This is a genomic window from Streptomyces sp. NPDC031225 (assembly GCF_055570355.1).
This window is the reverse complement of sequence record NZ_JBVIHJ010000006.1, coordinates 185,725-209,531: the sequence shown is the minus strand read 5'-3', so window position 1 is coordinate 209,531 and position 23,807 is coordinate 185,725. Positions and strand designations below refer to the sequence as shown.

At 68.0% G+C, this 23,807-nt stretch carries 20 protein-coding genes and 1 pseudogene; 7 read left to right on the top strand and 14 right to left on the bottom strand.

Annotated features, from left to right (window positions below):
- Nucleotides 1-22: 22 nt before the first annotated feature.
- Nucleotides 23-973: a carbohydrate ABC transporter permease gene (locus ACZ48Z_RS12695; protein WP_468735828.1), complete on the bottom strand. Its 951-nt coding sequence runs from the start codon at nucleotides 971-973 to the stop codon at nucleotides 23-25.
- Entirely contained in the window at nucleotides 970-2,379 is a 1,410-nt protein-coding gene (locus tag ACZ48Z_RS12690; RefSeq protein ID WP_468735827.1) for an extracellular solute-binding protein, read from the bottom strand. Before ACZ48Z_RS12690 ends, ACZ48Z_RS12695 begins: the two co-directional genes overlap by 4 nt.
- A 226-nt stretch (nucleotides 2,380-2,605) precedes the next feature.
- Here ACZ48Z_RS12690 and ACZ48Z_RS12685 point away from each other — a divergent pair, with 226 nt between their 5' ends.
- The gene (locus tag ACZ48Z_RS12685; RefSeq protein ID WP_468735826.1) at nucleotides 2,606-4,213 is read left to right on the top strand and encodes a glycoside hydrolase family 32 protein; all 1,608 of its coding nucleotides are present in this window, start codon (nucleotides 2,606-2,608) and stop codon (nucleotides 4,211-4,213) included.
- 236 nt (nucleotides 4,214-4,449) lie between these two features.
- On the opposite strand, the pseudogene ACZ48Z_RS12680 reads toward ACZ48Z_RS12685, so the two are convergent.
- The 3 genes and pseudogenes from ACZ48Z_RS12680 to ACZ48Z_RS12670 all read right to left on the bottom strand — a co-directional run.
- Nucleotides 4,450-4,929, bottom strand: a pseudogene (locus ACZ48Z_RS12680) (transposase); the annotation flags it as partial.
- 496 nt (nucleotides 4,930-5,425) lie between these two features.
- Nucleotides 5,426-6,028, bottom strand: a complete 603-nt coding sequence (locus ACZ48Z_RS12675) for an alpha/beta fold hydrolase (RefSeq protein WP_468735997.1) — start codon at nucleotides 6,026-6,028, stop codon at nucleotides 5,426-5,428.
- A 105-nt stretch (nucleotides 6,029-6,133) separates the two neighbouring features.
- A complete protein-coding gene (locus ACZ48Z_RS12670; protein WP_468735825.1) occupies nucleotides 6,134-6,970 on the bottom strand; it encodes an SMI1/KNR4 family protein in 837 nt (278 codons plus the stop codon).
- 527 nt (nucleotides 6,971-7,497) lie between these two features.
- Here ACZ48Z_RS12670 and ACZ48Z_RS12665 point away from each other — a divergent pair.
- Nucleotides 7,498-7,635 carry a hypothetical protein gene (locus ACZ48Z_RS12665; protein WP_468735824.1) on the top strand — a complete coding sequence of 46 codons (138 nt, stop codon included), beginning with the start codon at nucleotides 7,498-7,500 and terminating at the stop codon, nucleotides 7,633-7,635.
- Nucleotides 7,636-7,673: 38 nt separating this feature from the next.
- On the opposite strand, the gene ACZ48Z_RS12660 is transcribed toward ACZ48Z_RS12665, so the two are convergent.
- Together ACZ48Z_RS12660 and ACZ48Z_RS12655 are read right to left on the bottom strand one after the other, a co-directional pair.
- Entirely contained in the window at nucleotides 7,674-8,657 is a 984-nt protein-coding gene (locus ACZ48Z_RS12660; protein ID WP_468735823.1) for an NADPH:quinone reductase, read from the bottom strand.
- A 20-nt stretch (nucleotides 8,658-8,677) separates the two neighbouring features.
- Nucleotides 8,678-9,256: a PadR family transcriptional regulator gene (locus ACZ48Z_RS12655; RefSeq protein ID WP_468735822.1), complete on the bottom strand. Its 579-nt coding sequence runs from the start codon at nucleotides 9,254-9,256 to the stop codon at nucleotides 8,678-8,680.
- A 126-nt stretch (nucleotides 9,257-9,382) separates the two neighbouring features.
- On the opposite strand from ACZ48Z_RS12655, the gene ACZ48Z_RS12650 reads away from it, so the two are divergent.
- The 4 genes from ACZ48Z_RS12650 (at nucleotide 9,383) to lpdA (ending at nucleotide 12,775) form a co-directional block, all read left to right on the top strand.
- Nucleotides 9,383-9,775 (top strand): ester cyclase, encoded by a 393-nt coding sequence (locus tag ACZ48Z_RS12650; protein ID WP_468735821.1) that lies wholly within the window; start codon nucleotides 9,383-9,385, stop codon nucleotides 9,773-9,775.
- 360 nt (nucleotides 9,776-10,135) lie between these two features.
- Nucleotides 10,136-10,513, top strand: coding sequence for a hypothetical protein (locus ACZ48Z_RS12645; RefSeq protein ID WP_468735820.1), 378 nt, complete (start codon nucleotides 10,136-10,138; stop codon nucleotides 10,511-10,513).
- Between the two features lie 159 nt (nucleotides 10,514-10,672).
- On the top strand, nucleotides 10,673-11,149 hold the full coding sequence (locus tag ACZ48Z_RS12640) for a hypothetical protein (RefSeq protein WP_468735819.1): 477 nt from the start codon (nucleotides 10,673-10,675) through the stop codon (nucleotides 11,147-11,149).
- Nucleotides 11,150-11,362: 213 nt separating this feature from the next.
- Nucleotides 11,363-12,775, top strand: a complete 1,413-nt coding sequence (gene lpdA / locus ACZ48Z_RS12635) for a dihydrolipoyl dehydrogenase (RefSeq protein WP_468735818.1) — start codon at nucleotides 11,363-11,365, stop codon at nucleotides 12,773-12,775.
- A 420-nt stretch (nucleotides 12,776-13,195) separates the two neighbouring features.
- On the opposite strand, the gene ACZ48Z_RS12630 is transcribed toward lpdA, so the two are convergent.
- The 6 genes from ACZ48Z_RS12630 to ACZ48Z_RS12605 form a co-directional block, all read right to left on the bottom strand.
- A complete protein-coding gene (locus tag ACZ48Z_RS12630) occupies nucleotides 13,196-13,561 on the bottom strand; it encodes an amidase family protein (RefSeq protein ID WP_468735817.1) in 366 nt (121 codons plus the stop codon).
- Between the two features lie 497 nt (nucleotides 13,562-14,058).
- Nucleotides 14,059-14,652 (bottom strand): TetR/AcrR family transcriptional regulator, encoded by a 594-nt coding sequence (locus ACZ48Z_RS12625; protein ID WP_468735816.1) that lies wholly within the window; start codon nucleotides 14,650-14,652, stop codon nucleotides 14,059-14,061.
- A 310-nt stretch (nucleotides 14,653-14,962) separates the two neighbouring features.
- The gene (locus ACZ48Z_RS12620; RefSeq protein ID WP_468735815.1) at nucleotides 14,963-16,030 is read right to left on the bottom strand and encodes an alkene reductase; all 1,068 of its coding nucleotides are present in this window, start codon (nucleotides 16,028-16,030) and stop codon (nucleotides 14,963-14,965) included.
- Between the two features lie 1,195 nt (nucleotides 16,031-17,225).
- A complete protein-coding gene (locus tag ACZ48Z_RS12615; RefSeq protein ID WP_468735814.1) occupies nucleotides 17,226-18,539 on the bottom strand; it encodes a ThuA domain-containing protein in 1,314 nt (437 codons plus the stop codon).
- A 213-nt stretch (nucleotides 18,540-18,752) separates the two neighbouring features.
- Nucleotides 18,753-20,126 carry a lectin gene (locus ACZ48Z_RS12610; RefSeq protein WP_468735813.1) on the bottom strand — a complete coding sequence of 458 codons (1,374 nt, stop codon included), beginning with the start codon at nucleotides 20,124-20,126 and terminating at the stop codon, nucleotides 18,753-18,755.
- A 368-nt stretch (nucleotides 20,127-20,494) separates the two neighbouring features.
- Nucleotides 20,495-21,118, bottom strand: coding sequence for a hypothetical protein (locus tag ACZ48Z_RS12605; protein ID WP_468735812.1), 624 nt, complete (start codon nucleotides 21,116-21,118; stop codon nucleotides 20,495-20,497).
- 570 nt (nucleotides 21,119-21,688) lie between these two features.
- On the opposite strand from ACZ48Z_RS12605, the gene ACZ48Z_RS12600 reads away from it, so the two are divergent.
- The gene (locus ACZ48Z_RS12600) at nucleotides 21,689-22,585 is read left to right on the top strand and encodes a carbon-nitrogen hydrolase family protein (protein WP_468735811.1); all 897 of its coding nucleotides are present in this window, start codon (nucleotides 21,689-21,691) and stop codon (nucleotides 22,583-22,585) included.
- Between the two features lie 81 nt (nucleotides 22,586-22,666).
- On the opposite strand, the gene ACZ48Z_RS12595 is transcribed toward ACZ48Z_RS12600, so the two are convergent.
- The gene (locus tag ACZ48Z_RS12595) at nucleotides 22,667-23,725 is read right to left on the bottom strand and encodes a saccharopine dehydrogenase family protein (RefSeq protein WP_468735810.1); all 1,059 of its coding nucleotides are present in this window, start codon (nucleotides 23,723-23,725) and stop codon (nucleotides 22,667-22,669) included.
- Between the last annotated feature and the right edge of the window lie 82 nt (nucleotides 23,726-23,807).

Sequence of the window (23,807 nt, the reverse complement as noted above, 5' to 3'; positions counted from 1 at the left end):
GGCACTCATACGGATCACCGGCTCACTGGTAGTGGACGAAACGCCGGCTGAGCCGGAACTGGACGGCGGTGACCGCCATGATCAGGACGAAGAGCAGCACGCCCACCGCGGACGCCTCCCCGAAGTCGAGCTGCTCGAAGGCCCGTTCGTAGATCACCATCACCACGGTGCGGGTGGCGTCGCCGGGGCCGCCGTCGGTGAGGACGTACGGCTGCTCGAAGACCTGGAGGGCGTTGATGATGCCGACCACCGACGCGACGAGCAGGGTCGGCGACAGCAGCGGCAGGGTGATGCCGAGGTGCTTGCGCAGACCGGTCGCGCCGTCGAGGGCGGCTGCCTCGTGGATCTCCTTGGGGATGTTGTTCAGACCGCCGACGAACAGCAGGAACGAGAAGCCGAACTGCTGCCAGACGTAGACCAGGACCACCGTGGCCATCGCCGCGTGCTCCGAGGTCAGCCACGGCACGGGCGCGATGCCGACCAGGCCAATCAGCCAGTTCACCACCCCGAAGTCCTGGTTGAACAGGTACTTCATCACCACCGAGATGGACGCGGCGGACAGCACCAGCGGGAAGAAGAACGCCGAGCGGAACACCGACCGCAGCCACACCGGCATCCGCCCGTTCACCACGAGCGCCAGCGTCAGCGCGATCAGGAGCTGCAGCGCGACCGCGAGGACCATGAAGACGATCGTGTTGCGGAAGGAGACCAGGACGGTCGAATCGGTGAAGGTGGTGCGGTAGTTGGCGCCGCCGGCGAAGCGGGGCGGGTCGATCACGTTCCAGTGGAACAGGCTCAGCACGAGGGACCCGATGATCGGCACGACCGTGAAGACGACGATCCCGACGACCGTGGGCGCCAGGAAAAGCGCGGCCAGCAACCGGGTACCACGGTCACGGACGGAGGGCCGGTCGGTGACGGCGGGTGGCGCAACCGGCCGTGAACTCACTTCCTGTACCTGGGTGTTCGTCATACCTCACGCTCCATGGCCTGCTCCAGATCGCCCTGCATCCGACGCAGCGCGGGACCTACCGAACGGGGTGAGGCCAGCGCGGTGCCGGTGTACTTGAGGAGCACGTCGGTCACCTCGGCGACCTGCGGAGGCGCGGGGATCGGGCCGGTGTCGGGAAACCGGTCGAGGGTGTCGTAGAAGACCTGCCAGTGCGCCGGGCCGCTCTCGCCGTAGCGGGCGGCGTTCAGCATCGAACGGCGGGCGGGGGTCGTCTGGTTGCTCCGGAACAGCCGGGTCATCGTGTCCTTGCGGGCGGTGTACTTGATGAACTCCCAGGCGGCTTCCTGCTTCTTGGAGGTGCGCAGCAGCGCATAGCCCGCCGCGCCGAACTGGTGGCGCTGGGTACGCCAGCGCGGGAAGTACTGCACGTCGTAGTCGGCCGCCCGCATACCGGCCAAGTGCAGGCCGCCCGCCCAGAATCCGCCCGCCGGGGTGACGCCGACGCGGCCGGTGGAGAACACGCCGACCAGGTTGGTGCCGTTGCCGCCCTCGGGACGTGAGCACAGGTTCTCCTGGACGAGGGAGGCCAGATAGTCGTACGACTCCTCGACGCGGGCGGTGGTGGCCTGCGGGGTCGTCCAGCGGAACCCGCCGCCGCGGCCCCGCCGGTCGGCGGCCGGGTAGAAGCTGTCCCACAGCCACGAACCACCGGGCGCCTTGGACTCCTTGAGCAGGTTCGTGCCGTTCGCGAAGAGCCAGGGCACCACGCCGCCCCACAGCCGGTTGGTCCAGAAGTACGGCGTGAAGTGCGTGCCGCCGGCCCGCTTCATCTCGCGCAGCAGCGCGGTGAAGTCGTCGCGGCTCCAGTCGCCGGGCGGGAAGTCCGCGCCCGTCCGCTTCAGCACCTGCCTGTTGAGGTACATGTCGGCGGCGTTGAACTCCATGGGGAGTTGGTAGAGGCTCCCCTCGTACATCATCGACTCGACCAGCGAGGGGTGGACGTCGGCGAAGTACTCACGCAGCTCTGCCGCGTCCCGGCGTACCCAGCCGTCCAGGGGCACTCCGAGCTTCTGGGCGAACAACTGCACGCCTTCGGTGGCCACATAGACCAGGTCCGGAGCGGTGCCCGCGGCGATCTGGGTGAGGATCTTGGCGAAGAAGTCGGACCAGTCGACGGCCTGCACCGCGTTCACCCGCAGCGGGATGTCGGGGTGAATGCGGTGGAAGCCCTCGGTGAGGGCGTCGACGGTGGCCGGATCGAAGGCGGAGCCGAGGGTCGCGACGACGAGGGAGCCGTCGTCGCGGCCGGGGATGTCGGCTCCGGTGAGCCGGTCCCAGCTCGCGGCGGTACCGGCGAGGGCGGCTGCGCCCGTCCCGTACGCGCCGTACCGCAGCAGCGTGCGGCGGGGGAGGTTCGAGTCGGTCATCGAGCGTCCCTAACTCGTGTTAGTTCAGGGTTGATGCCCCAGATGATGGGAACCGGGCCATGTGCCTGTCAAGAGTCGGGGACGCTTGACCTTTAACGAGTTAGGTCTACAGTCCTCGTTCACACGAGCCGCTTTCTTTGCACGCCCTCCGCGTTGTGAGCCGCACTCGCGTGTGTGACGAGCCGCCACCGGCCCTCAGGGGCCGCCACGAGAGGAACGATGAGTCATGCCCAAATCATCGGGGATTTCCAGGAGATCACTGTTCGCGGGATCGGCGGTCGGCGCCGCCGCCGCGCTGCTGCCCACCGGAACGGCCACGGCAGCCCCGCACCCCACGACCAAGACGACGGCCACGGGCACTGCCGCGAGCAAAGCCAAAGCCAAGTCCGCGGCGAGCGGGGCGAGTTACCGAGCCGCGTACCACTTCACGGTCCCCGACCAGTGGAAGAACGACCCCCAGCGGCCCATCTGGATCGACGGCGAGTACCACTACTACTACCTCTACAACGCCGACTACTTCACCGGCGTCGTCGGCACCGCGTGGCGCCTGGCCACCACCAAGGACCTGGTCTCCTTCACCGACCGCGGCGTTGCAGTGCCCAAGGACACCACTCCCAACGGCGACCTCTGGTCTGGCTCGGCGGTGGTCGACACCGGCAACACGGCCGGATTCGGCGCGGGCGCGGTCATCGTCATCGTCACCATGTCCCCCGGCGGCGGCACCGACCAGCAGGAGCAGTTCCTGTACTACTCGACCGACGGCGGACTCACCTTCAGCAACTACGGGACCGACCCCGTCCTCGCCAACCCGGGCGTCGCCGACTTCCGCGACCCCAAGGTGATCCGCGACGAGAGCCTGGGCCGCTGGGTGATGACCCTCGCCGAGAACGACAAGATCGGCTTCTACCACTCCGACAACCTCAAGTCCTGGACATACGTGGGCGGTTTCGTCCACGACGGCATCGGCGTCCTGGAGTGCCCCGACCTGTTCCGCATCACCGCCGCCGACGGCACCGTCAAGTGGGTGCTCGGCGCGAGCGCCAACGGAAAGGGCTCGGGGCTGCCCAACACGTACGCCTACTGGACGGGTTCCTTCGACGGCAGCGCGTTCACCGCTGACACGAGTGACCCGCAGTGGCTCGACCACGGCTGGGACTGGTACGCCGCAGTCACCTTCGAGAAACGGGCCACGAGCGGCGCGGTGGACGCGACTGCCCGGTACGCGATCGGCTGGGTGAACAGCTGGGACTACGCCAACACCACCCCCACCATCGACTGCGACGGCTTCAACGGCACCGACTCCATCGTCCGCGAGGTCACCCTGAAGAAGGCGTCCAACGGCACCTACTACCTCGCCTCTCAGCCCGTCGCCGGCCTCGACTCGCATGTCTCCCGCACCGTGAACCTGGGCGACGTGAGCGTCAACGGCACGAAGGTGCTCGACTACACCGGCATCTCCTACGAGGTGACGACCGAGATCACTTGGTCCGAACTCACCGGCGCCGGACTCCAGTTGAGGCGCTCACCGGACGGCGGCAGGCACATCGACGCCGGGATCTACGGCGACTACGCCTTCCTCAACCGACGCAACACGGTGAACGCCGACACCTCCGGGAAGTGGCAGGAGAGCCACACCCCGTTCGACCCGTCCGCCCGCACGGTGAAGCTGCGCATCCTGGTGGACCGCACCTCGGTGGAGATGTTCGTCGACGACGGCCACTACGTGCACACCAGCCAGGTTTTCCCCTACCTGCTGGACACCCGGCTCGCACTGTTCACGATCGGCGGCAGCGCGGTGTTCCGGAACACGGTGATACGCGAGTTCTCGGTGTGAGGCCGACCGGCAAGGGCCATGTGTGCAGGGCCGTGCAGGTGAACCGGATCGACGCTTCGGCCCACTTCGCACGGGCGTGCGCGGGTTGCGTGCCGAGTACCGGGTGACCGGCCGTCAGGGCAGTTCGGGGGAGCGCGCGGCGGCGCCTCCGGCGAGTCCGGCCTGCGCCTGGCGGCTCATGTCGTCCGCGAAGATCGCGTAGGCGCGTCCGGCGGTGCCTAGGTGTCGGCGATGCCGTCGATGGAGAGCCGGGCGACATCGGGGGCGGTGACCTCGGCGACATCGTCCTCGGGACCCAGACGGACTGCGTCCAGGAGCTGGCACCAGGAGGCCCGGCCCGATTCGAGGGCGGCGACCAACGAGTAGGGCCAGCCGGGGATGAACTGGTCCGAGGAGCGTCCGCTGCGGCCGTAGACGTGGCAGAGCAGGCGGTCCGCGCTGGTCGGCGCGTCGGTGCGGAGCCAGCGGCTGACGTCGATCGCCAGGACCAGGCGCCCGTCTGCAGCCCACGGCATCGGCAGCCCGGCCTGCACCTGCCGCAGCCGGGGCGCGTCCATGTTCCCGTGATTCAACGCCTCGTACATCGCGCCGTGCCCGCGCCGGAGCTCGGCCATCAGCATCAGGTCCATCGCCGAGGTCACCGAACCGTCCGCGCACAGCAACGCATCGACGAGCTCGAACAGTTCGTCCCCGAGTGCGGTCAGGCAGTCGAACAAGTGCTCCCCGCAGCGTGACGCTTACGCGAGCGCTTCCGCGGGACCGGCATCAGGCAGCAGACCCACCTACCCGGCCTTCGTCTCGATCGGTGCACCTTGGTCGGAGCACATGGTCAGACGAAGGCAGCCTCTACGTCCGGTGAATGCCCAGGCGAGCAACCTGGTTCGAGGCCCATTTCGATACTCCGGACCCTCCGCGGTGCCGGCCGCTGGGATGACGTCAACCAGCAAACAGTCGAAACCCTATGCTCCCATCGTGCCTTGCACGAATCGCCGAAGGTGCGCACGCACGGCGTCGGGCTGCTCCAGCCAAGGCTCGTGCCCAGCACCCTCGATCCGCGTCAGAGGAAGATCGAGCCGGAGCGCGAGTGATTCAAGAGCCGACAGGGGGCGGGGATCGTCGACCCCACCGAGGAGCTCCGTCCGCGCGGGCAGGCACGCGCGCAGCTCGGCCAGATGCGTTTCGAGCGGATCTGCGCGTCCTTCCCTGCCAAGTTCACCATTCATACTCCAGTTGACGGGGCGACGCCGCCGGGCGCCCTGCGCAGCCCCACGCGTGTTCGGGATCGGCATGGTCGGTGAACCAGGCCAGCGTGAGCAGCTCGACCTCCTGTTCCTCCGTGCGATTCGGCAACCCCTCCAAAGCGCGGAGCCGCTCCTGCTGTGCTGCGGACATACGGCGACCGCGCTCCGCTCGGTCCCCGGAGCGCCAGTCACCGACGAACGGCCCGCACATCAGCAGCATCGCGGCGACCCTGTCACGGTGCGCCAGACAGAACCGGCTCGCCAGGTCGGTGCCGTAGGAATGCCCAATCAGCACGGCCTCGGACACGTCCCATGCATCGAGCAGCTCGGCGAGATCGTCGACATGCCGGGCGAGGGAATGCCGCCCCCGCCACATGGACCGTCCGGTGCCACGCTGGTCGTAGCGGTACACGGGTGCAAGGTCCGCGACCATGGCGGCGACATCGCCCATGTAGTCCGGCAGACCCGGACCGCCATGAAGCATGACCACGGGCAGCTGCCCAGTGGTGTCTCCCAGCGCCATCCAGCGCAACTGAGCGTCGTCCGTCATCGACACGAGGCCCTGCGTCTCCATCAAAGTCACCGCGAAGAACCTACCGGTCTCACTGACTCTGCCAAAGGCTGAACAGCAAGCTCAGTGCCTGTCTTTCACCCTCCGGGCCTGCTTGAGGTCTTCCAGTCAGGTCCAGACGGGCTGTCCGCGGTGGGACGTGGTGGAGAGCACGTCGCAACCCATCCGTCGGACGGTGTCCAGTAGGACCGAGCGGACCTGATCTTCATCTTGGGGCGGGAAGGCGATGCGGATCTGGTGGCCGTAGGCCGTCTCGTAGGTGAGCTTCCAGCCGCGCTCGGATGCGACGAAGTGGTCCTGTCGTTGATCGTCCCGAACGTATCCACCGCGGTCAGCCGTGGGGGAGAGCGCCTCGCGCAGGATCCGAAGCCGCTCGGGGTAGGACAGCAGACCGGTGGTGAGCCTGATGTATACGTGCTTGAGGTCCCGGTGCGGCTCGAACCAAGGCTTGGTGACGTGCTGGTTCGCTCCGAAGGCGGTAGTCGTGAGCCGTCCGCTCAACCAGTCGTGAAGGAACCCGACCGCGTTGGTGTCATGTGCGTCGTAGTACCACCCGCGCGGGTTGTAAGCGACGACGGTCCATGTGTCGGGCTCGCCGTCCGTCACCCAGCAGATCCGGTCGCCGTTGTCGGTTCCGGCCCATTCGAGCAGACCGCCGACCTCGGGATAGAACAGGTATGGGCACTTGTCCGGGTTCGCGTCACGGAATGCCCGCTCATTCTCCAGGAGCTGCCGGGCAGATTTGATCAGGAGGTCGTGGGGGCCGAAGGGTGTCAACGGCGTGATGAAGTCAACGAATCGACCCAGGCCATAACGCTCGACAAGCGCTTTGAAGTCGGACGGAAGCTGCAGCTCAAGGACAGCTTCGACCTGCTGCCAGTTCCCGGTCGCGTCCACGGGGTCCGGGGGCGGTGCCACCAGGCGAACCAGGTCATCGATCGTCATGCCGGGGAGGCTATCGGCGATGTCCTGTCCCACGGTCGGGCGGGGTGGCGCTGGGGACGGCGAGGGTAGTCGGCCCACGTGGTGGCAGGTGCGTAGCGGCTTACGCCACTGCGAATCACACTCTTGCTAGATGATGTCCACGGTGGTGGCGGTCCAGCCGAGGCTGGGAGCCTAGTGCCAGTGCGGGCGGGCGCGCTGGTCGGCGAGGTCGCGTCCCTCGTCGAACGCGGCCTGGTGGTCTCTGCGCCGTCCCCCTGACCCACATCATCGAGCTCACCGACGACCACATTCGCCACGACCAGGGGCATTCCTACCTGACGGTCAACCACCATCCCTTCGTGCTCCCGCCGAAACTCGCCCGCCTCATCGACGATCAGCTGCAGCACACCCCCCGGCACAGCAACACCGCGGGGTGCAGATACCTCTTGCCCCGTCACAGCCCTGGACGCCCGAGCAACCCCCTTGGCCTCGCCGACACCTTGAGGCACCACGGTCTGCCCGCCCGCGCCGCACGGAACACCGCCATGATGGACGCTCTGGTAGATCTGCCGCCCATGCTCATCGCCGACCTGCTCGGAATCCACCCCAAGACAGCCGAACGCTGGGCCACCCTCCCCGGCGGGAACCGGTCCGACTACTTGGCAGCGCGACGGGCCGCCCCGTAGGGCCAGGCAGTTGAGCAGGGCGGTGTTCCGAGTCTGCGCTATTGGGGGATGGTGAGCAGGATGCGGCCGTGGCCACCGCCGGCGTCGACGCGGTCGTGGGCCTTGGCGATGTCGTCCAACGGGTGACGGTCACCGACGGCGACGGTGAGGGCGCCGACGGCGGCGGCGGAGGTGAGGTCGCGGGCGGCCTGGCGCTTGGCCTCGGCGGGGAAGTCGTCGCTGCCGAGCAGGCGGAGAGTGACGTTGTTGAACAGCAGGGGCCAGAAGGGGATCTCGGTGCGGTCCGTGCGGGTGGCGTAGGCGGCGATGACGGCGTTGTTGGCGGCGACGGCGTTGTCGAGATCGCCGTTGTCGGACAGCGCGACCTCGATGATCCGGTCGACGCCCCGTGGCGCGTACGAGCGGATGGCCGCGGCGGGGTCGCCGGTATCCAGGGCGACGGCGTGGGAGACGACGGCCGGGTCGACGCGGTCGAGGTCCGCGGTGCGGCGGACGGTCGCGATCACAGTCGCGCCGGCCCAGTGGGCGAGCTGGGCGGCCAGGGAGCCGACGCCGCCGAGAACCCCGTGGACCAGGACCAGTCGGCCGTCGACCGGGCCGTCGGCGAAGACGGTGCGGTGGGCGGTGATGCCGGGGATGCCGAGGCTCGCGCCCAGCTCGTCACTGACGTGGTCGGGCAGGGGCGCGGCCTGATGGTCGGGTACGACGGTGTACTGGGCGGCGGTGCCGAATGGGCGGTAGGACTGGGCGCCGTATACCCAGACCCGCTGTCCGACGCGGCGGGCGTCGACTTGGGCGCCCACGGCGTCGATGACTCCGGCGGCGTCGCTGTGCGGGATCACCCGTGGATAGGGCATGGTCGAGCCGAGCCAGCCGCGCCGTTTCTTGGTGTCGCCGGGGTTGATGCCCGAGACGGTGACGCGGACGCGGACCTCGCCGGGTCCCGGGGCGGGATCAGGGAGTTCACCGACGTGCAGGACATCGGCGGCGGGGCCCTGGTCGTCGTACCAGGAAGCAAGCATGGGGGTACCTCCGTGGACAGTCAGCTCGCGGGAGCGGCGGGCGCATGCGGACCGCTGTCGGTGCATGCGGTGTCGAATACGGGCGGTTCCTCGCCGAGGATCTCGCGCAGCCAGGTCCGTTCGGCGCGGCTGGTGGCACGGGCGGTGAGCAGCATGCCCCGCCGGTAGGGGTCGGCGATCTCCTCGGCATGCAGGGGCCGCTCGTCGTCGTAGAAGAAGCTCGCCGGTTCCTCCAGGAACCCCAGCCGTCTGCGCAGCACCGCGTGCTGTTCGGCCAGGTCGGGCAGGTGGGAGAGGAAGGCCAGGACGACGTAGAACCGGGTGAAGTCGGTGATCTCGTGGTCGGCGGGCTTGCGTAGGCGCTGAAGCATGTCGGCCCGTCCGGCCGCGGTCAGGCTGAGCACGTACCGGGCCGCCCCCGCGGCCGGGTCGGCATGCCGCTCGATCAAGCCCGCGCTGGTCAGGCGCTTGATCGCCGGATACAGGCTGCCGTCACTGACCGGCCGCGTGTAACCGGTCAGCTGTGAGATGCGGCGGCGCAGCTCGTGTCCGGGCAGGGGTCCCTCGGCGAGGAAGCCGAGTATCGCGAGTTCCAGCATGAGTCCATCTTCGCACGCGGACATCGAATCGATGTGAACATCGATTCGATGTTACGCTCGCAGGGACCCGCCCAAACGTCTCCGGAGAGGCACAGCAAGATGCCGTCACAGTCCACCGAGTCAGTGATGAACCGTTTCGTCGAGTTCATCAACACGGGCAACGAGGATCTCGCCCGCGAGGTCATCTCTCCGGACGCGGAGTTCCACGCGCCGAGCCACCCGGAACCGCTGCGGGGACCCGATGGGTACCTGGAAGTCCTCGGGATGATGCGCGGCGGCTTCTCGGATGTGGAGTGGACGCTGGAGGAGACGGTCACCGAAGGCGACACCGTGGCCGCGCGGTTCACCATGCGGGGAACCCACGACGGTGAATTCTTCGGGATTCCGGCGAGCGGCAACAAGATCTCGGTGCAGGCCATGAACTTCTACTACCTGGCCGACGGCCGGATCGTCGGCGAACGGGGCCAGCCCGATCTCCTCGGGGTGATGCAGCAGATCGGTGCCGTACCGGCGCCGTGAACCTCGTAGCACCGGTGAGCCTTCTGCCGCGCGGGATTGCCGCTGCCGGGAGGGGGCCGTACGGCGCGGTGGCAGAGGGCGAAGGCCCGCACCGGAGCGCGGGCGTCCGTCGCGGGTTCACCGCAAGAGGCCGGTCTTCTTCCTGATCCGGCGTTTTCGCGCAGACAGCGCCCGTTGCGGCGAGAGCTTTACACCTTGTCACCGCTGACGTGACCGAGCCGGATACGGAACTGCTCGCTCTCTACGGCGAATACTGCAACCCTCGAATACCGACAGTCCACCAGTGCGCCGCCCTCGTCACCACCTACGGCGTCGGCGAACCGTCCGCGATCAACGGTATTGCCGGGTCACGCCGAAAGCGTGCCCGTCCTGCATGTCGTCGGCGCCCCCTCCCGAGAGATCCAGCGCAGAGGCTTGCCCGTCCACCACAGTCTGCTCGACGGCGACCACTGCCATTTCCTGCGCGCGGCACAGGAGGTCACCTGCGCCGCGGTGACTGTCACGGAGGAGAGGGCGGTACAGGAGAACGACCGGGTTGTCGCCACCGTCCTGCGGGAGAAGAAACCGGGGTACCCGGCATTGCCCTCGGACGTGGTTGCCTCGACGGACGTGTCCGAGAACCCGTTGTCCACGAACAGCTTCCGGGCGGCCGTCACCAGGTCCGCACGGGTCTGCTCCGCATACATCTGTCGTCGGTTTGGCCCTCGCATGCGCACCATTGCATATTCGATGACCTGAGGTCAGTGAATGACTCATGGTCAGTCGATGGTCGCGTCGGCGGCCGAATCCGGGTTCGCCTGTCGGAGCCCGCGTCACCGGGCCGCCGCCCGTGTGGTCGATGAGCGCGTGGGCGAGCGGGTGCGCACCTTCCACCACGGCGGTACGAAACGAACAGCCATGACTGTCCCGGGCACGGAGCATCTCGGACTGCCGGAGGTTTTCCCCCAGTTGGAGAGTGTCGAGGTGGGCCTCGGGTGGTTCGGACGGTGGACGCGCCCGGTGCAGATCGCCGCCATGCTCCAGGCGCCCGTGTTGTGCTCGGCGAAGGTACGGGCCGCTCTGGAGCGGTGGTCCGAACGGCTCCCGGGATCGCAGCGCGAGCCGGGCACCGATGGCCGTTCCCTGGTGATCGCAGTCGCCCGCGACGGCGAGGGCCGGCCGCTGGCGACGACGGCCCTCACCGGACCCGATCCGTACGAGATGACGGGCTCCCTCCTGGCATGGGGCGCCGCCCATGCGGCACAGCCGGATGCCGCCCTCAAGCCCGGTGCGCACGGCCCCGTCGCCGCCTTCGGCCTCGACACCCTCAGGTTCGGTGCCGCCGAGGCCGGAGTGCACGAAGTCGCCGCGGCGTCGGCCCGCCGTCGACGATGAGTGAGCGGGCATGAAACGCGGCACCGGAGCGCTGAACCCGACGTCAGGGAAACCCGCTGCCGAGGTGGTGGACCATGGGGTCGCCGTTCTCGTCCGGCAGTGGTTCCCCTGCGGAGCATGCCGCTGTTGTCGAGTTGCTGAAACAGGTTGTTCGATCGGGAGTGAGCCGGCCCCTCGCCGGGACCGGCCGCCCCAGTGGAAAGGAAGCCGTCCATGGACGAGCAGGGTGAGCGCTTCGACGTCGTCGTACTCGGCGCCGGTCCCGGCGGGTACGTAGCCGCCATCCGGGCCGCCCAACTGGGCAAGAGTGTCGCGGTCATCGAGGAGAAGTACTGGGGCGGCGTCTGTCTGAACGTGGGCTGTATCCCCACCAAGGCCCTGCTGCGCAACGCCGAACTCGCGCACATCTTCACGCGCGAGGCGAAGACCTTCGGCATCAAGGTCGACGGGGAGGTCTCGTTCGACTACGGAGAGGCCTTCCGGCGCAGCCGCAAGGTCGCGGACGGCCGGGTCAAGGGCGTCCACTACCTGATGAAGAAGAACAAGATCACGGAGATCAGCGGTCGCGGCACGTTCCTCGACCCGCACACACTCCAGGTGGCCGACTACGACGGCAACACCCGCACCGTCGGCTTCGACCACTGTGTCATCGCCGCCGGAGCGACCCCCAAGCTGCTGCCCGGAACCCGCCGCACCTCGCGCGTGGTGACGTACGAGGAGCAGATCCTCGCCGAGGACCTGCCGCAGTCCATCGTGATCGCGGGCGCCGGGGCCATCGGCGTCGAGTTCGCCTACGTGCTGCACAACTACGGCGTGAAGGTCACCGTCGTCGAGTTCCTGGACCGGATCGCCCCGCTGGAGGATGCCGAGGTCTCCGCCGAACTGGCCAAGCAGTACCGGAAGTTGGGTATCGACGTCCTCACCTCGACCCGGGTCGAGTCGATCGACGAGTCCGGCCCGCAGGTGCGTGTCACGGTCACCGGCAAGGACGGTGCCCAGCAGGTTCTGGAGGCCGACAAGGTCATGCAGGCGATCGGCTTCGCGCCGAACGTCACCGGCTACGGTCTGGAGAACACCGGTGTGCGGGTCACCGAGCGCGGCGCGATCGACGTAGACGGACGCTGCCGCACCTCCGTCCCGCACATCTATGCCATCGGCGACGTCACCGCGAAGCTGATGCTGGCGCACGCTGCCGAGGCGATGGGCGTGGTCGCCGCCGAGACGATCGCGGACGCGGAGACCATGGAGCTGGACTATGTGATGATCCCGAGGTCCACCTTCTGCCAGCCGCAGATCGCCAGCTTCGGCTACACCGAGGCGCAGGCGAGGGAGAAGGGGTACGACGTCCAGGTCGCCAAGTTCCCGTTCACCGCGAACGCCAAGGCCCACGGCCTGGGCGACGCGAGCGGCTTCGTGAAGCTGATCAGCGACGCCAAGTACGGCGAACTCCTCGGCGGACACCTCATCGGCCCCGACGTCACCGAGCTGCTCCCCGAGCTGACCCTGGCCCAGCAGTGGGACCTCACCGTCCACGAGGTCGCCCGCAACGTCCACGCCCACCCCACCCTCGGCGAAGCGGTCAAGGAAGCCGTCCATGGCCTCGCCGGCCACATGATCAACATGTAGCGGGGCGCTCGGTGCAGTGGCAACAGGGCCCGTCGGTGCTCGGATCGGCTTCGCGCCCCGGGTCTCCGAGGGCCCTGGTCCTTGGTGGGTGTGGGGCGATCCGAGGCACGGACCCTCGGCGCCCTCCGAGAAGCCCAACTCCCGATTCCGTTTCGGCCATGCCCAATGCCGAGATGTGATCGGTTCAGGCGTCCACAAGAACGCTGACCGCGCTCCACGAGGTCTACGACCTGGCCGCGCCCCCGGCTGGGTCGCGACCCGGTTGACTGCGGCACCGAGGACGTCGTACGTGATGCGCTCGCCGTCCACGAGATGCGCCGTGTGCCTTGAGGAAAGGGTCAGGCGGAATCCGGCGGCAGCCGTGACACGCTGCGGGGCCGGTGGTGTGCGCCGTCTCCCGGCCTCCCTGGGGCTGGGCGGTCAGATCTGGACGAAGGCCGGAGGCGGCACGAAGCCGTCCACCTCCCGGCCGAGCAACGCGGCGAATTCGATGGTCGTGAGATCGCCTCCGCTCGGGCCCATGGCCTGCAGACCGATGGGTAGTCCGGTCCTGCCCTTGCGCACCGGAATGGTCGTTGCCGGCCCTCCGGAGACGTTGGCGACGGCGCTCCACTTGACCTGGTCCCAGTAAGGGCGTCGTACACCGTCGACCTCGAAGGGCCGCCCGAACCAGTCGATCGGTTTGTTGTGATGAGCGGGGGCAGCGGTCGGGGTGACCGGCATGAGCACGATGTCGAAGTCGCGGAAGAACTCGAACCAGCGCTGCCGGATCTCGTTGCGCACCATGTGGGCCTGCAGTCAGTGGAAGTGGGACTGGAAGGTGCCGCGCAGGGCGGGTCCGGCGTCGCCCGCGGATGCTGGACGAACCGGGCCAGGGCCGCGGAACTGGGGCGGCAGGAGACAGGCCGGGCCGCAGTGCGGTCTGCGTACGGGCCGAGGACGCTGACTCAGAGCCGTGATGCCCGTCGGGCGTCACGGCTCTGTCACCGGTTCGATGTAACTGACCTGCTCCACTTGTCGGCTGTACGGCGCCGAGGCGGCTGTCGTGCAGGATGCGATGCGGAGACCGATGCGGTCGACGTCCCGTCCGCGCACCAGGCCCTGACCGGGGACCTGCGCCGGCGCCACGGGTAACGAATGTGCGGAGCGCCGTCGGCGGTACGAGCGGAGGACCGGGGCGTCGGTATCGCTCGCGAGATTGCAATTGCCCCCGGGGCCACCCGCTCACGCTGACGGCGGAAACGCGGGTTCACGGCACCGGCGTCCTGGCCCTTGCCGGGTGATCACCCAGCCGGCACTGACCCGCACCGTGCCAATGCGAGGGCGTTCTCGATTCCCTGCTCGAGGACCTCGTCGGAGAACTTCCGGTCGGAGAGCGCGCGGGACAACTGCAGCGTTCCCACCGCCATGGTGTAGACCCCGACGGCCTGACCGCGGGCGGACTGCGGATCCTCGGGTGCCAGGCGGGCGGCGAGCTCGTCCAGGATGGCCCTGGCGCCGTCGGTGTAGGCGTCCTTGGTCGCGTCACCGCAGCGGCCGATCTCGTCGAGCAGGGCTGCGGACGGGCAGCCGTCGCCGGGGTTGTCCCGGTGCTCGGGCGACAGATACGCGCGGATGAGATCCTCAAGTCCCTCGCGGCCGGGCCGCAGCGCGTCGTACTGCTCCACCTGTGCGCGCAACTGTTCGGCGACGACGTGGGCGACGAGGTCGTCCTTGGACTCGAAGTGGGCGTAGAAGGCTCCGTTGGTGAGTCCGGCGTCGGACATCAGCGTGGAGATGCCGGAGCCGTCGATGCCGTCCTTCTTGAACCGGTGGCCGGCCTGCTCGATGATCCGCTGCCGCGTCACCTGCTTGTGCTCTTTGGTGTACCGCGCCACAGGGTTCCTCCCTCAATTCTGCCGGGCCGTTGCCTCGTAGCCCATCCTAATCTGTGGCCTGACATATGTAATATTACGATCGACGTGTGATCTATGACGGGGCCCTCGACGTGGATGCCCTCGTCGTGGGAGGCGGGCCGAGTCCACATCCGGTACGGCGAGTCCGAGATTCGGAGCCGCGGGGCGGGACCCTGTGATCAGCGCTGCTAGGGCGCCCACGTAGCGAGCGGTGTTCACGGCTGCCTGACTGTGTCGTGCGTACGCCGAAGGGCCCGAGGAAGGCGACTCCCTCGGGCGCCGGGTGCTCTGGTCAGGCGGCGTAGGTGGGGTAGTCGGTGTAGCCGGCCGCGCCGCCGCCGTAGAAGGTGGCGGGGTCGGGGGTGTTCAGGGGTGCGCCGGCCCGTATGCGCTCGACCAGGTCGGGGTTGGCGAGTGCCATCGAGCCCACGGTGATGACGTCGGCGATGCCGTTCTCGATGTCCTTGGCGCGGGTGGCGATGTCGGTGCCGGCGCGGTTGAGGATCAGCGTGTGGGGCCACAACTCGCGCAGCGTGCCCAGGAGTTCCTCGTCGCCGCCGTGGGCGAGGTGCAGGTATGCGAGGTCGAGGGGGGTGAGGGCACGCACGAGGTGCGGGTAGATCTCGTGGGGGTCGTCCTCAGCGAGGTCGCCGAGCTGGAAGGGGTTGCCGGGGGAGAGCCGGATGCCGGTGCGGTTGGCGCCGATCTCGTCGGCCACGGCGGTGGCGACCTCCACCGCGAAGCGGATGCGGTTGTCGAGGGAGCCGCCGTACTGGTCGGTGCGCTGGTTGGTGTTGGTGGCCAGGAACTGGTGCACCAGGTAGCCGTTGGCGCCGTGGATCTCGACGCCGTCGGCGCCGGCCGCGATGGCGGCCGCGGCGGCGCGGCGGAAGTCGTCGACCGTCGCGGCGACCTCCTCGGTGGACAGTGCGCGCGGCTCCGGCATCTCCTGCATTCCGGACCCGGTGAACATCTGGCCCGCCGGCTTGATCGCCGAGGGGGCCACCGGCTGCCGGTGGTGGGGGGTGTTGTCGGGGTGGGAGATGCGTCCGACGTGCATGAGCTGGATGACGATACGTCCGTCGGCCTTGTGTACGGCGTCGGTGACCTTGCGCCAGCCGGCGATGTGCTCGTCGGTGTAGATGCCGGGGGTCACCGGGTAGCCCTGGCCGTCGGCGGAGGGCTGGGTGCCCTCGGTGATGATGAGGGCGTGCGAGGCGCGCTGGGCGTAGTACTCGGCGTTCAGCTCGGTCGGCACGCCGTCCGGGGTGGCCCTGCTGCGGGTCAGGGGGGACATCGCCAGGCGGTGCGGCAGGGAGATCTTTCCGGCGACGGTCGGGGTCCACAGGCTGTCGAGCATGCGTGATTCCTCAGGTTGTTGGTGGCGGACATCCAGGGGGCGTTCCGGGCTGTGAGTCCGATGAGGCGTCCGCCAGGATCATGGATAAATTACATTATGAATATAATACTTTGCTGAGTGGTGGACTGGCGCAGGAAAGGGTCCGGGGCGTTCTCGGGGCGCTTCAGGAGTTCCTGGGGCGGGGAAGGCGGCCGGGGATGCCTGGGTTGCCGGAGGTCGGGTCCCTCGTGGGGTTCGGCGCCGGACGGCGTCCATGAGCAGGTCGAACATGCGGCTCTGCGTGTGTGTCCGCCGGTGAGGTCGTTGTGCGTAAGCCGACAACGGTGATGACAGTGCCCTCGGCATGGAGGCCAACTACCCCTTTCGCACGGCCAGTCGGAAAATGGATTCGGATCACCCTGCTGCGGAACTTCGACCTGCGGCCCAGGATCCAGCGGATCAACAAGGCCAAGCTGTATGGGCTGTACCGGCTGGTGGCCGGCGGCCCGGACGCCCACCCGCAGCTCATCCCGGCACTGACCGGCCCCCATCCGCTGGGAGCTCAGCGCCCGGCAGTGGACCAGATGATCAAGTCTGCGACCGCGATCTGTGGGCGGACCGCATCTACCGATACGCGGACCGCATCGACCGAAATGATCCTGCGCCGTTTCACCCGCACCGCCTCCCATCCCACGTACGCGACGATGCAGGAGGTCGGCCGCGCGCAGGGGACATCCTCGGGGCCCGCTACCTGCGGCTGCGCGGCCTTCAGCGGGAGATCGGGGAGGACCTGAACGTCATGGAGTCCTCTGACGGAGCCAACTCCGCGATCGCCTTCGGCAACGGGAGGGAAGATTGCCTCGATGCGGCGTGATGAGCAGGAGACATCTGTCGTACTCACCTCAGAGTCAACTCGTCCGTTCCCTCTCCGATGCGACGGCCCGCAGCAACACCGGGGTCAGTTCTCGGATACGGAGCCGCAGCTTGGAATGAACGGCGTCCAAACCCAGAGGCTGAGCGGCTACAGGGCTGAGCCTGACCGTCTGGGCAGAGCCGGATCCCGGGGTAACCGGACGGCGGCTGTCGGGGAGGGGCGTGAACGCCTGGGGGAGTCGGAGCGACGGCCCTCCCGGCGGCGGATGCAGGAAACTCATCCGCCGCCTCGACTCCGCAACACGGCTGGGCGCAGGGCGTTCTTGTGTCGCCGTGCAGCTGCTCAGGACTGCGCAGTGAGCTGGAAGGCCTGCGCGGTCGAACCGTCGCAGGTCCGCTGGGTGAGCTGGACGCTGTTCGTCGCCGCTGCGGCGGCCGTCAGACACTTGCCGCTGTGCCGGGCGACGAAGGTGTAGCGCCCACTGGCCGTACGCACTGGCTGCCACTGCTGATTCGTGCCGCCGGAGTAGGCCCACAGCTGCAACGGCGCATCGTTCTCCGTCGAGTGATCGGTCACGTCGATCACCTGCGCGGGGTTGCCGCGGGCGGTGATCTGCATGAACCCGCTGTCGGTGCTCCGGAACCGGTACTGCTGCGCTGTCGTGCCGTTGCAGGCGTACTGCTGGATTGCTGTGCCGTTCGCGGTGGCTGCCGAACGGGCATCCACGCACGTGCCGTTGCCGCCGTTCTGCACGGCGTACCAGGCAGTCTCGGAGATCTGGTCCTCGGTCGGCGGGTTCGTGGTGCCGCTCCCGCCCAGCCACTTGAGCCCATCCAGCAGGAACCGGTTCTGGGCCGCGCTTGCGAACGTGGACGAGAGCCGTGTGTTGGTCGTGTAGTTCATCGCGTTGTGGCCGAAGTTCGCGTACACCATCCGGTACTTCGTGTTGGTCCACAGGATCGGGTAATAGCCGCTGTACCAGGACTGGTTGGGGTCCGTGCCGACCGGGAAACTGCTCGGGTCGATCGATGCCAGGATCTTGATGTCCGGGTTCTGCCGCAGATCCTTGGACCAGCTGTACCACTCGCTGACCGACGAGGTGAACGTGGCCGGCAGGTTCACGGTGGCCGGGCTCGTGTGATCCTCCACCTTCAGTGTCACCGCGGTCGGCCCCCACGTGTTCGACACGAAGTTGCCCGAACCGAGGAACGTGTTGTGGTACCAGGACCAGCTGGCCGCGTCGGTCGTGAACGCCGAGACGTGAAAGCCTATGAAGCCTCCTCCACCCCTCATGTACGCCTCGAAACCGGAGCGTTGGGCTGCCGTCTGCGGTAGATCATCCAGGAACAGGACGACTTGGTAGGCGTTGACGCCGCCATTGGCGAGCAAGTCCCAGTTGGTGCTGGCCGTGTAGGTGAAACCGTTGGCGGCCGCCTGTTGCGGGAACCAGACGTTCGCCTCCTTGTCGAAGTCGATGTGCGCCGCGTCGTAAGTGCCGCTGTAAAGGGCCAGGACCTTGAACGGGGTCGCGGCGGTGCTCGCCTGCGCGACGGGCGGTACGGCCGCGCTGCCCAAGAGCGCGGCCAGCAGGAGCAGGAGCAGGAGGCGCAGGAGGTGCAGGAGCGCGCGGGTGGAGCCGGATCGGACGGTGCTCATCTTCTGATCGATCCTTTCCGTGTGGTCTACGGGCAGTTGCTGAGGAGGCGGCGGCTGCCGCAGTCGGGGGCTCGCCGATGCCCGGTTGCTCTTCACCTGGTGGAAGCCGTCGCCGTGGGCGCTCTTGGCAGGGGATGGCGGCTTGCGGTCCTCTCCGCCGGAGCGCTCGCTTCCGTGGTGTGGGGGGTGGGGGTTCGGTGCGGGCTGCGTACGTCAGCCGGTGTACCGGGCGAAGATGCCGGTGAACTGCCAGTTGCTCTGACTCACGCCCGAGCAGGTGTCGTCGTTCGGGTAGGCACCCGGGCAGGGGCGGTCACGGTTCGCGGACCAGAACGTCAACCGTGCCAGGTGGTGGGCCTGGGCGTAGCTGAGGATGGTCTGGAAGGCGGCGGTCGTGACGGTCTCGTTGTCGTCGGTGATGCCGTTCATCGACGAGATGCCCATGTGGCGGTAGGCCGCGTCGTCGCTGTAGCCGTACGCGTTCTTCAGCGCGGTCTTCAGGCCCTCGGCCGCCCGCTGAGTGAGGGTGCCCATGTTCTGGCCCGCGCCGCCGAAGTCGAACGGCATGATCGTCCAGGCGTCCACGGTCAGTCCGGACGACGCGGCCCGGTTGATCAGATTCGCGTCGGGACCGCTCTGCCCGGTGCCGATGGTGACGTACACCCTGATGCCCGGGTTGTTGGCCTTGACGGTCTTGAGTGCGTCCACGGTCCGTTGCTGCACGGTGCCGTTGCTGTACGCGTCGGCTTCGAGGTCGATGTCTATCGCCTTCAGCGAGTAGGCGTTGATGACCTTCTGGTACGCCGCCGCCAGCTCGTCGGCACTGGAGCAGGAACTCTCCAGCTTGTTGCCGCTGTAGCCGCCGAAGGAAGGGATGACATCGCCGCCGTTCGCGCGCACGGTGTTGATCGTCTGCTGGTCGACTCCTCCTGTCAGCGCCCGGCCGCCGTCCCACTGCGGGTTGCAGTAGCCGTTGCTCAGGACGAACGCCAGCGTGAACCACTTCACGCCGGTCGCGTTCATGACATTCGTAGGGCTGGGTGGATTGCCCCAGCCGTTGTAGAGGTACGGCGCCACGGCCATCGGTGCGGAGCTTGGCGGGGTCGTGCCGCCGTCGGCGGTGGGCGCGTTCCACTTCTGGTTGGCGGCTCCGTTGCAGGTCCAGATCTGGGTTCGGGTTCCGTTGGTGGAGGAGTTCCCGGTGACGTCCAGGCACTTGCCGGAGGCCGGGTTGGCGATGTCGCGCGTGGCGCTGACCGTCCACTTCTGGTTGGCGCCGCCGCTGCACGTCCAGAGCTGGAGCTGGGCGCCGTTGGTCGTCGAACTGCCAGTGATGTCAAGGCACTTGCCGAGTGCCCGGATGGTGCCGTCGGAGCCGACCGTCCACTGCTGGGCGGCGGTGCCGTTGCAGTCGTAGACCTGTACGGCCGTGCCGTCGGTCGTACTCGCGCCGGTCACGTCGAGGCACTTGCCGGCCAGGCCGGTGATCGTGCCGGTGGCGGCCGACGCGGAGGGGGCTGCGAGTGTGCCTACGGCGGTGAGGCCGAGCGAGAGGGCGAAAGCGCAGCGCAGGGCCAGGTGTTGCATCACGAGGGACCTTTCGTCCTGGGTGGGGGTGGACGCCGCCTGCGTGAGGGCGGTGAGAGGTGAACACAGGCGTTCACGTATGTGTTCAAGGGATGCATGCGTGGAGGGTCCGCTGGCTGGTGAACTTAAAGGTCTACACCAAAGCCGTCAAGAGGTGCGACAGAGGAAGCCCGCTGTGGCGTCGCTGAGTTGAGAAGTTGTAGGCGGAGCAGGAGAGGTCACCGACGGATGAATGCGTTCCGGTGGAGGGCCGCCCTGTCCACGGATGAGCTGGAGGACGGTGCCCGCGCCGAAAGCGACGGCCGTTGCTCCAGTGTGAGGCGGCAGGCTGGACACGTCTTGCAGGGGCTTCAGGGCTTCAGGGCGCGTCAGGGTGCGTGTGTGGGCTCGACACCTCGTGGGAATCCGTGGATCCCGGGCGCGGTGACGGAGTCGTCCTCGATCAATGGCGGGCAGACGCTCCAGTCGGCGGCGATGCGCATCACGTCATGTTCCGTGGGCATGGCGCCGTGCCAGGCGTCCCATTCGGCGTCTGTCCAGTCCTGCCGGACCTCTTCGCGCCCGACGAGCCCGACGCCGAGCGCCCTTTCGACGGCGGTGGGCTCTCCCTGGCGCAGGGGTACGTCACCGCTCATGCCGATGTAACAGTAGGCGCGGGTCAGTTCACCGGATTCGACCTTGGCCCAGGCGTGATACTCGCCGATACGGTCGGTGGCGAAAAACTGGAGGTCCCCGACACGCGCTGACAGCGCCCGCAGCCAGCTGGGGAAGTCCGGGTGGGTGGCGTCTGTCTCCTGCGTCAGATGGATCCTGCCGTGGGCGAGCGTCCACTCCGGGACGGGTCTTGCGACGAAAACACCTTGCCGGTAGGCGAGTTCGGTGCCGGTCTCCCAGTCGATGTGCTGCCGGTGCTGCAGGTCGAGGGCATCAGCCACCTCCTCCGGCCCGGCGTCGGGCACCGCGAGCCACGACGTCTTGAAAGCGAAGGACATGAACCCTCCCACAGTGATGTTCCTGGACCGTGCGGGATCATCGCAGACGGCACCGACAACGCCCCTGTCCGCTCGCCGCCTCCCCACCGCATGAACAGTCCTGCTGCTCTGCAAGTAATTGCACGCGGGCCGGTGCCCGGGCCGACACTCAGGTCCTCGAACTCGACGTTCAGGGCCTTGGTCAGCGACAACTGCCGCGTGAGGTTCAAGTGTTGAACTGGGGGCCTCTCTCCGGAAGCCGCCGTTCGACGGTGAGTTGGGGTGGTTGGAGGATGTTGACGGACTCGGCGGGCGAGGGCATGATGACCGACTGCGTGGCCTACGCCGAACCTCCCGCGACCGTCCCCAGCACGGTCTCCTACCGGAGGCAAAGGGACCAGCGTCTCAGGCCGTTGATGCAGCCCGATCGCCTCGGGCGAGATTGCTGGGGAGCCGTCGCTCAAGGCGTGGAAGGCCGCGATGACAGCCCGTAGGAACTTCAAGCGCCAGGTGCGTGCCCGCGCCGCCAAGACCGGCGAGTCCTATACGTCCGCCCTCCGGCACTTCCTTCCGACTCCATCAGGAGAGGTCATGCCGGAGCCGAGGAATCCCAAGAGTGTGCGGCTCGCCGTAGCGCAGAGCCCCGTACGCAATGACCCCCGAGACGCTGAAGCGCTGCGTGCAAGCGGGCGTGAGGTCCGTGCGCTGATGCGCGAGGCCAGCGCTCAGGGAGCGAGGATCGTGCACTTTCCGGAAGGCGCGCTTTGCTTTCCCAGCAAGTTCGTCATGTCCGTCGACGGCCCGGACGTGGTCGGCCCGGCGGACTGGGAGCGGTGCCAGTGGCCGGTGCTCCAATCGGAGTTGGCCGGAATCGCTGCGTTGGCCCGCGAGTTGCGGTTGTGGACGGTGATCGCATCGGTGCACCGCTTGACCGGCCCGCACCGTCCGCACAACAGCCTCTACGTCATCTCTGACGGCGGCGAGGTCGTCACGCGTTATGACGAACGCCTGTTGTCGAAGACGAAGGTCTCGTACATGTACTCGCCGGGCATCTCACCGGTGACCTTCGAGGTCGACGGCGTGCGCTTCGGCTGCCTGCTCGGGATGGAGATCCACTACCCGGAGTTGTTCGTGGAATACGAGAAGCTGGATGTCGGCTGCGTCCTGTTCTCGACAAGCGGCACCACAGGGAACACCGCTGCCCAAGCCCAAGGTCACGCCTCGGTCAACAGCTACTGGGTCAGCTTGGCCATGCCATCGCAGCACAGCGCACCGTCCGGAATCGTCGCTCCCAACGGCGACTGGCTTGCGCGGTGCCGCGTGGACGGTTCGCCATCGGTAGCCGTCGTCAACCTCGACGACAGTTCCGAGGCCGCCGCCGACGCAGTGACCTATGGGCGTCCCTGGCGACGTGAGGCACGCTCGGGCATTTACACCGAGCATCAGGTGATCGACCCGCGCAGCGCAGACCGGACAGCGGCCTTCTAGCTCAGAAACACAAATCGGAGGGGTTCGCGGCGTCCGGGATGGCTCCGGGTGCCGCGAACCCCTCGGTGTCACGGACCGCCCTCAGGAATGGGGGAGGTGCACGGTCAGGTGGGCATCCAGTGCGTGGAGGAAGTCGGTGGGGTGGAACATGGCACCCGCTGAGGCCACCCCCGTGGTGCGGGTCTTCCCGTCCAGGATGCGTTGGACGGCTTCGACGGCGAGGGGGGCGGTGATGGCGTAGATGTCATGTCCGTGCGCGGTGGCCCGGCGTTCGGTGCCGCCCGTGCGGACGAGGACGTCCACGACGAAGGTTTGGTCGGAGCGGCCGAGTTCGTCGGACGGCTGGGGTGTGGGGGTGTCGGGTGCGGCGAGGTCCTGGGCGGCTTCGGCGCTCATGTAGGTGGTGACGGTGGGTACTTTGAGGTGGCTGGGGATGGTGATGACGTCGGCCATGGTGAACTCGGCGATCACGGCGCGCGGGCCCAGCGGCTCGGGGAAGTCCCAGTCCTGCCGCACCACCGGATCGTTGTGGTACTCAAGGGCCCCGTGCGCGAACCGGACCCGCCGGCCGGCGCGCCGCTCGTGGGAGACCTGGCCGGCAGTTCTGGTGCCCGGGGTGGGGTGCCAACTGCTGAGCCCGTAGGCGACGTGGACTTCGTCGGCGTCAGTCCGCCCGTCCAATACGGCGCTGACCAGGAGGTCGCCGAGGCCGCCGTAGAAGGCCATCGCCGGAACCACCACGGCGTCGGTGTGTGCGGCGTGGTCGGCGTAGTGGGTGAACATGGCGGCGTTCGCCTCGATCTCCGCGGCGACGTCGACGTAGGCGATGTTCGCGCGCAGGGCCGCCTCGACGAGGGGGCCGGCGGTGGTCGCGAAGGGACCGGCACAGTTGATGACGACCGCCGCCCCGGCCAGCGCTCGGTCCAGGGCGGCCCCATCGTCCACGGCGGCAGGCCGCACGGCCACCTGCGGCCACCGGTCGGTCAGTGCCGCAAGGCGGGCGGCGTTGCGGCCGGAGACGATGGTGGTGATGCCCCGCTTCTGCAGCTCGGCGACGATGAAGGCCCCGGTGTGGCCGCTCGCCCCGTACACCACTACGGCACCCGTCCCGCTGCCGCTGTTGTTTCTGCTCGTGCTCATGTTGTCCCCCGGCTCGGTGTTCCTGGTGGGGTAAGTCTTGCCGCCGAGGGGGCGGGACGGTGATGGTCCGTAACGACAACAT

Coding starts and splice junctions, on each gene's coding strand:
- ACZ48Z_RS12615 (WP_468735814.1), bottom strand. CDS start 18,539: ATGAGCACCGTCCGATCCGGCTCCACCCGCGCGCTCCTGCACCTCCTG.
- ACZ48Z_RS12595 (WP_468735810.1), bottom strand. CDS start 23,725: ATGAGCACGAGCAGAAACAACAGCGGCAGCGGGACGGGTGCCGTAGTG.
- ACZ48Z_RS12600 (WP_468735811.1), top strand. CDS start 21,689: ATGCCGGAGCCGAGGAATCCCAAGAGTGTGCGGCTCGCCGTAGCGCAG.
- ACZ48Z_RS12690 (WP_468735827.1), bottom strand. CDS start 2,379: ATGACCGACTCGAACCTCCCCCGCCGCACGCTGCTGCGGTACGGCGCG.
- ACZ48Z_RS12650 (WP_468735821.1), top strand. CDS start 9,383: ATGAACCGTTTCGTCGAGTTCATCAACACGGGCAACGAGGATCTCGCC.
- ACZ48Z_RS12605 (WP_468735812.1), bottom strand. CDS start 21,118: ATGTCCTTCGCTTTCAAGACGTCGTGGCTCGCGGTGCCCGACGCCGGG.
- ACZ48Z_RS12630 (WP_468735817.1), bottom strand. CDS start 13,561: ATGGTGCGCAACGAGATCCGGCAGCGCTGGTTCGAGTTCTTCCGCGAC.
- ACZ48Z_RS12655 (WP_468735822.1), bottom strand. CDS start 9,256: ATGCTGGAACTCGCGATACTCGGCTTCCTCGCCGAGGGACCCCTGCCC.
- ACZ48Z_RS12620 (WP_468735815.1), bottom strand. CDS start 16,030: ATGCTCGACAGCCTGTGGACCCCGACCGTCGCCGGAAAGATCTCCCTG.
- ACZ48Z_RS12665 (WP_468735824.1), top strand. CDS start 7,498: ATGGACGCTCTGGTAGATCTGCCGCCCATGCTCATCGCCGACCTGCTC.
- lpdA (WP_468735818.1), top strand. CDS start 11,363: ATGGACGAGCAGGGTGAGCGCTTCGACGTCGTCGTACTCGGCGCCGGT.
- ACZ48Z_RS12660 (WP_468735823.1), bottom strand. CDS start 8,657: ATGCTTGCTTCCTGGTACGACGACCAGGGCCCCGCCGCCGATGTCCTG.
- ACZ48Z_RS12675 (WP_468735997.1), bottom strand. CDS start 6,028: ATGGAGACGCAGGGCCTCGTGTCGATGACGGACGACGCTCAGTTGCGC.
- ACZ48Z_RS12640 (WP_468735819.1), top strand. CDS start 10,673: ATGACTGTCCCGGGCACGGAGCATCTCGGACTGCCGGAGGTTTTCCCC.
- ACZ48Z_RS12610 (WP_468735813.1), bottom strand. CDS start 20,126: ATGCAACACCTGGCCCTGCGCTGCGCTTTCGCCCTCTCGCTCGGCCTC.
- ACZ48Z_RS12695 (WP_468735828.1), bottom strand. CDS start 973: ATGACGAACACCCAGGTACAGGAAGTGAGTTCACGGCCGGTTGCGCCA.
- ACZ48Z_RS12670 (WP_468735825.1), bottom strand. CDS start 6,970: ATGACGATCGATGACCTGGTTCGCCTGGTGGCACCGCCCCCGGACCCC.
- ACZ48Z_RS12685 (WP_468735826.1), top strand. CDS start 2,606: ATGCCCAAATCATCGGGGATTTCCAGGAGATCACTGTTCGCGGGATCG.